Genomic DNA, 5,863 nt, shown 5'->3' on the forward strand with positions numbered 1-5,863 from the left:
CACGGTGCGGCGACTCGGTGCTGACGGCGGCGTCGCTACTCTGTCGGGGTGAACATCCTCTCCATCCAGTCGTCGGTGGCCTATGGCCACGCCGGTAACTCGTCGGCCGTGTTTCCGCTGCAGCGCCTCGGGCACGAGGTGTGGCCCGTGTTCACCGTGCACTTCTCCAACCACACGGGGTACGGCGAGTGGCGCGGGCCGGTCTTCGATCCGGAGACGGTGCGCGACGTCATCACCGGCATCGAGGAGCGTGGCGTGCTGCCGCGCTGTGACGCCGTCCTGTCCGGCTACCAGGGCGCCCCGACGATGGGGGAGGTCATCGTCGACGCCGTCGCGCGCGTCAAGGCCGCCAACCCCGACGCGCTGTACTGCGCCGACCCCGTCATGGGCGACGTCGGCCGCGGTTTTTACGTGCGCGAGGGCATCCCGGAATTCATGCGGGACGTCGTCGTGCCCGCCGCGGACGTGCTGACGCCCAACCAGTTCGAGTTGGAGTTCCTCGTCGGGCGCACCGTCTCGACGGTGACCGACCTGCTCGACGCCGCCGACGCCCTGCGCGCTCGCGGCCCGAAGGTCGTGCTCGTCACCTCGGTGCAGACGGACGAGACACCCGCCGACTCGGTGCAGATGGCCGTCGTCAGTGACGAGGGGGCCTGGATCGTCACGACCCCGCTGCTACCCATGTACGTCGCCGGTTCAGGTGACGCGACAGCCGCGATCTTCGTGGCGCGCCTCATGACGTCGAGCCCCGCCGAGGCGCTCGCCGCGACGGCGTCGTCGATCTTCGCGGTGATGGAACGCACTCACGACGCCGGTTCGCGCGAGATCCTGCTCGTCGACGCCCAGGAGGCCATCGCCTCGCCGCCGATGCAGTTCGCGGTGACGCAGCTGCGCTGAGGACCCCTGGCCGCCCGAACGACACGGAGTGCCCGTCTTCACGAAGGAGGCGGGCACTCGTGCGTGAGGTGGGGAGGCTCAGCCGCCGAGGAAGGCAACGAGCTTGTGATCTCCTCGGCCAGGCTCAGGCCGGACTTGATGAGTTTTTTTCGTTGCTGGTCCCGTCGATGTCTTGCATGATTCTCCCCCAGGTTCGTCAAGGGGTGGGGCACCGAAACCTCCGTGTCCCGGATGACTTCGACACTTTCGGACGATGGTCTGCCTTGCAGTCTCAACCTTGTGACATGAATCGCATGTCGCTTGGCAGAACCTGATGAAACGTTGGGGGATCGTGCCGCGGCGTGTCCATCTGCCGTGAACGGTAGAAAGCCCAATACCGTGGGCGCATGGATCCGATCCGCAATCCGTACGCGCCCGGCGCCGGCCAGCGTCCGCCCGAGCTCGCCGGGCGCGACGAACAGATCAGCACGTTCGACGTCGTCGTCGCCCGCATCGCGAAGGGCCGACCCGAACGTTCGATCGTCCTCATCGGCCTGCGCGGCGTCGGCAAGACGGTGCTGCTCAACACCCTCCGGTCGGGCGCAGTGCGCACGCACTGGGGCACCGGCAAGTTCGAAGCACGCCCCGATCAGCGCCTGCGCCGACCTCTGGCGTCAGCGCTGCACACGGCCGTGCGCGAACTTGGCCACCCGCAGGACGACGACGTCGACCACGTCCTCGGCGTCATCAAGAGCTTCGCGCAGCGCGACGTCGACCCCAAGGCCAAGCTGCGCGATCGCTGGAACCCGGGCATCGACGCCCCCGCCGTTCCAGGCCGTGCGGATTCGGGTGACATCGAGATCGACCTCGTCGAGTTGCTGACGGACGTCGGCGGCCTCGCGGCGGACGTCGGCAAGGGCGTCGCCATCTTCATCGACGAGATGCAGGATCTCGACCCCGAGGACGTGTCGGCGCTGTGCGCGGCGTGCCACGAGATGTCGCAGAGTTCGCTGCCCGTCATCGTCGTCGGTGCCGGCCTGCCGCATCTTCCGGCGGTGCTGTCGGCGCAGAAGTCGTATTCGGAGCGGCTGTTCCGATACGCGCGCATCGATCGTCTGCCTAGGGATGCCGCGTTCAAGGCGCTGCAGGGCCCCGCGCAGGACGAGGACGCCGAGTTCACCGACGACGCCCTCGAGGCGATGTACGCCGCGACGGGCGGTTACCCCTACTTCATCCAGGCGTACGGCGCGACGGTGTGGGATCTCGCGCCCGGCTCGCCGATCACCGCGGAGGACGTGGCGGTTGCCGTCCCCGAGGCCGAGGCCGAGCTCGGTGTCGGGTTCTTCGGCTCACGCTACGAGCGCGCGACGCCCGGTGAGCGCGAGTACCTGCGAGCGATGGCGGACGCCGCGCAGCGTGTCGCCGACGCCGCAGCCGCCGACGAGTCGGGGGAGACGCCGGGGCTCGACGACATCGAATCGGTGCCGACGTCTCTCGTCGCCGAGGTGCTCGGACGTAAGCCCCAATCACTTTCTCCCGCGAGGGATTCACTCATGAAGAAGGGGCTCGTGTACTCCGGCGAACGCGGACGGATCGCCTTCACCGTGCCGCACTTCGGCCGCTACCTGCGTACCGTGACGGCGGACTGAGCGGCAGCGCGGCGGCTGCGACGTCGCCCGCGCCGCACGTCACATCCCGAGCTTGGTCTTCGAGAACGCCGCGACGGCCGCATCAGGGCCTTCGACGCTGACGCCCGAGCGCTCGCAGCGACCGCTGAGGTGCATCATGAGGTCGACGGGCGAGCCGGCGAGCACCACGGCGCCCGCGTCGGTCGGTTTCTTCAGTTCGACGTCGCCGCGCTGCGGGGCTCGCAGCGTCACGCCGACGGGCGAGGAGCGCACGAGCAGCTTGCCCATCGTGGTCAGCGATGACCACACGGCGTCCTCGGTGCCCTCGGGCAGCGGCGGCAGCGTCGCCTGCACGTCGGTGGGCTGTGCGCGCCGGACATCTTCGGCGTGCGTCGCGTACTCGACGAGGTTGACGCGCTCATTGATGGCCGGCACCTGCATCGGACTCAATTTGCCCGGCCCGCTGCGCACCTCGTCGACGAGGGTTGCGTAGGGCTTCTTCGAGCGCGCGTCCTGCACCTTCTCGGTGTGACCGGCGAAGGCGGGGATGAAGATACCGGGCATCGCGTCCGGGCGACGATCACGGATGACGAGGTGGGCGGCGAGGTCGCGCGCGGTCCATCCCTCGCACAGGGTCGGCGCGTCGGGGCTGACGGCGGCGAGCAGGTCGGCGACGTGGTGGCGCAGGGCGGGAGCAAGAGTCATGCGTCCACCCTTCCACGGATGAGCATCCCCCGGCAGCACCCATCGGAAGGGGTGAGTGACGTTCGTGTACGCGCGGTGGCGCGCGCCACCCACTCTGGGCGGGTGACGACGGCGAAGATCTGGGCGGGAATAGCCATCCACGCCACCATGCTGCTCGGCGAACTGATCCTGCTGTACGTCTTCGCGACGTCGGCCGTCAACGTCACTTCGACGCGCACGTCCTCGTGCACTCGGCGCTGAGCTTCTTCTACGACGCGATCGTGCTGGCGGTCGGCCTTCGGATCATCACGGTCGGCTGACGGCGTTTCACGTGAAACATCGACGCTGACGGCGGTGCGCCCCGAGCCGGCGGCGCGGCGGTTGACGTCGCATGTCATGCGTCGTATGGCGTCAGCGTCAGCCCTCGTGCCGCACCCGGCTGACGATCGCGCCACCGACGAGTCCGAGCAGGCCGGGGACGACCCAGCCGAAGCCGTTCTCGAACCATGGCAGGACGGTGCGCGCGCCGTCGACGAGAGCGTCGCGGCCCGCCGGTGCTGACGGCAGCGCGGCGAGCAGGTCGAAGAGCGCGGCGACGCCGACGCACGCGACGACACCGACGAGGATGCTGCCTCGGCCCTTCAGCCACGGCGACGCGAGGCCGAGCAGGATGAGCGCGATCGCGAGCGGGTAGAGGAACATGAGCAGCGGCGTCGACCAGGAGATGATGGCGCTGAGGCCGATGTTCGACACGGCGAGCGAGACGCCCGTGAACGTCAGTGCCCACGCGCGGTACCCGAGGCGGGGGAACATCTCGGCAAACATCTCCGCGCAGGCCGTGACGAGGCCGATCGAGGTCTTGAGGCACGCGACGAGCACGATCGCGGCGATGAGCACCTGCCCGAACGAGCCAAAGAAGTGTCGGGAGATGCCGGCCAGCGCGGTGCCGCCGTTGTCGGCGGTGATGACGCCGATCGACGTCGCACCCATCCATGCGAGCGAGGCGTAGATGGCCGCCATTCCGAGGACGCTGACGATGCCGCTCTTCGCGGTCTCGACGGCGATGCGTCGCGGGCTCGTGATGCCGAGGCGGCGGACCGCGTCGATGATGACGATGCTGAACGCGAGGGAGGCGAGGGCGTCCATCGTGTTGTAGCCGTCGAGGAAGCCGCGGGTGACGGGGCCGTCCGCGTACGGGCCCTTGGGGGCGGCGGTGACGTCGTGCGTCATCGGTTTCACGAAGGCGGCGACGATGAGCGCGCCGAGCAGCACGAGGAATCCGGGGGTGAGGTAGCGCCCGACCCAGTCGATCAGCTTGCCGGGACGCAGCGCTGCGGCCGCGGTGAGGGCGAAGAAGATCGCGGTGAATGCGAGCAGCGCCCATGTCTGTGCGCCGACGGGCACCGATTCGGCGAGGCCGATCTCGTACGAGACGGACGCGGTGCGCGGGATCGCGAATGCCGGCCCGATCGTCAGGTACAGCAGGCACGTGAAGACGACGGCGAAGCGTGGGTCGACGCTCGCCGCGAGTTCGCGGACGTTGCGCGTGCCCGACAGGGCGGAGGCGATGACGCCGAGGACGGGCAGGCCCGTTGCGGTGATGAGGAACCCGATCGTCGCGAGCGTGGTGTGCGACCCGGCTTCGCGGCCCATCTGCACGGGAAAGATGAGGTTGCCGGCGCCGAAGAACAACCCGAACAGCATCGTCCCGACGAGGAGTGTCTGTGCCGGACGCAACCGCGACGGCGTGGACGAGGAAACGGTCGGTGCGGCAGCAGAACTCACGCCGGTCAGTATGACAAGGACGGCGGGCCGAGCGGGCAGGGCGCCACCGCGTCCCGGGCCAAGGCCAGGAGCTGGCCTTGCCCAGCTCGGCACCACGAATGTGAGCGCCCTGGCCGAAAACGAGCTTCATGTCGCTCGTGTTCGACCAGGACGACGCTCACATTCGAGAGACGGTCACCCGGCGGCTTCGGGATCGCGCAGCCGCCGGGCCGGCGTCAGCTCGTCGCCTTCGTCAGGTCGTAGACGGTGACGCCACCGACCGTCGTGGCCTTGTAGTGCGCCTTGACCCACGCGGTGATCTGCGCGCCCGAGCCGGAGTTGCCACCCGGGCCGCCTCCCATGCCGCCACCGGCGATGAAGTACGTGATGTCGCCGTTCTTCACGCACTGCTCGAACTGGGCGAGCGTGACGTTGTCGTCGCTGCCGCTCCAGCCGCCGATCGACATGACGGCCGTGTCGCTGCTCAGGATGTACCCGGCTGCGCTCTGATCGCCGATGACGGCCGCCGACCACTGCGAGTTCGTCGCGTCGAGCAACTTCACCAACGCCGCGTTGGACGTCGAACCGCCCTGCGCGCCGGCGGAACCCGCGGAACGCTGCGTATCCGTCGTCGAACCTGAGGCCCCGGCCTCGCTCGACGAGCCGGACGAGGCCGCCGAACCGCCACTCGACGCCGCGCCGGAAGCTGAGCCCGAGCTGCCACTCGACGGAGCTGCACCCGAAGGAGCCGTACCCGACGGCTTGGTGCCCGACGGAGCCTGACCCGCCGCACCCGACGAGCCGGTCGTCCCAGAACCAGCCGAGCCAGCAGAACCCGTCGAACCACCAGGCGCACCCTGGGCGCCGCCGGGAGCCGAGCCCATCGACCCCATGCCGCCGCGTGCTCCGGC

General features: G+C 69.2%; 6 protein-coding genes. 3 read left to right on the forward strand and 3 right to left on the reverse strand.

Annotated features, from left to right (window positions below):
• Nucleotides 1–48: 48 nt before the first annotated feature.
• Together pdxY and B2284_RS12770 are read left to right on the forward strand one after the other, a co-directional pair.
• Nucleotides 49–897 (forward strand): pyridoxal kinase PdxY, encoded by an 849-nt coding sequence (gene pdxY / locus B2284_RS12765; RefSeq protein WP_006943528.1) that lies wholly within the window; start codon nucleotides 49–51, stop codon nucleotides 895–897.
• A 386-nt stretch (nucleotides 898–1,283) separates the two neighbouring features.
• Nucleotides 1,284–2,525, forward strand: coding sequence for an ATP-binding protein (locus B2284_RS12770; protein ID WP_144693750.1), 1,242 nt, complete (start codon nucleotides 1,284–1,286; stop codon nucleotides 2,523–2,525).
• 39 nt (nucleotides 2,526–2,564) lie between these two features.
• Here B2284_RS12770 and B2284_RS12775 read toward each other — a convergent pair whose 3' ends face one another.
• Nucleotides 2,565–3,209 (reverse strand): TIGR03085 family metal-binding protein, encoded by a 645-nt coding sequence (locus tag B2284_RS12775; RefSeq protein WP_165583676.1) that lies wholly within the window; start codon nucleotides 3,207–3,209, stop codon nucleotides 2,565–2,567.
• A 102-nt stretch (nucleotides 3,210–3,311) separates the two neighbouring features.
• Between B2284_RS12775 and B2284_RS12780 the strand changes: the two genes are divergently transcribed.
• A complete protein-coding gene (locus B2284_RS12780) occupies nucleotides 3,312–3,449 on the forward strand; it encodes a hypothetical protein (RefSeq protein WP_156444882.1) in 138 nt (45 codons plus the stop codon).
• A 156-nt stretch (nucleotides 3,450–3,605) separates the two neighbouring features.
• On the opposite strand, the gene brnQ is transcribed toward B2284_RS12780, so the two are convergent.
• Nucleotides 3,606–4,973 carry a branched-chain amino acid transport system II carrier protein gene (brnQ, locus tag B2284_RS12785; RefSeq protein ID WP_165583677.1) on the reverse strand — a complete coding sequence of 456 codons (1,368 nt, stop codon included), beginning with the start codon at nucleotides 4,971–4,973 and terminating at the stop codon, nucleotides 3,606–3,608.
• 215 nt (nucleotides 4,974–5,188) lie between these two features.
• The coding region (locus B2284_RS12790) for a mannosyltransferase YkcB-related protein (RefSeq protein ID WP_476728575.1) at nucleotides 5,189–5,863 on the reverse strand (675 nt) is incomplete at its 5' end.

Origin of the sequence: Dermacoccus sp. UBA1591, assembly GCF_002322065.1 — a bacterium.
GTDB classification, from domain to species: domain Bacteria; phylum Actinomycetota; class Actinomycetes; order Actinomycetales; family Dermatophilaceae; genus Dermacoccus; species Dermacoccus nishinomiyaensis.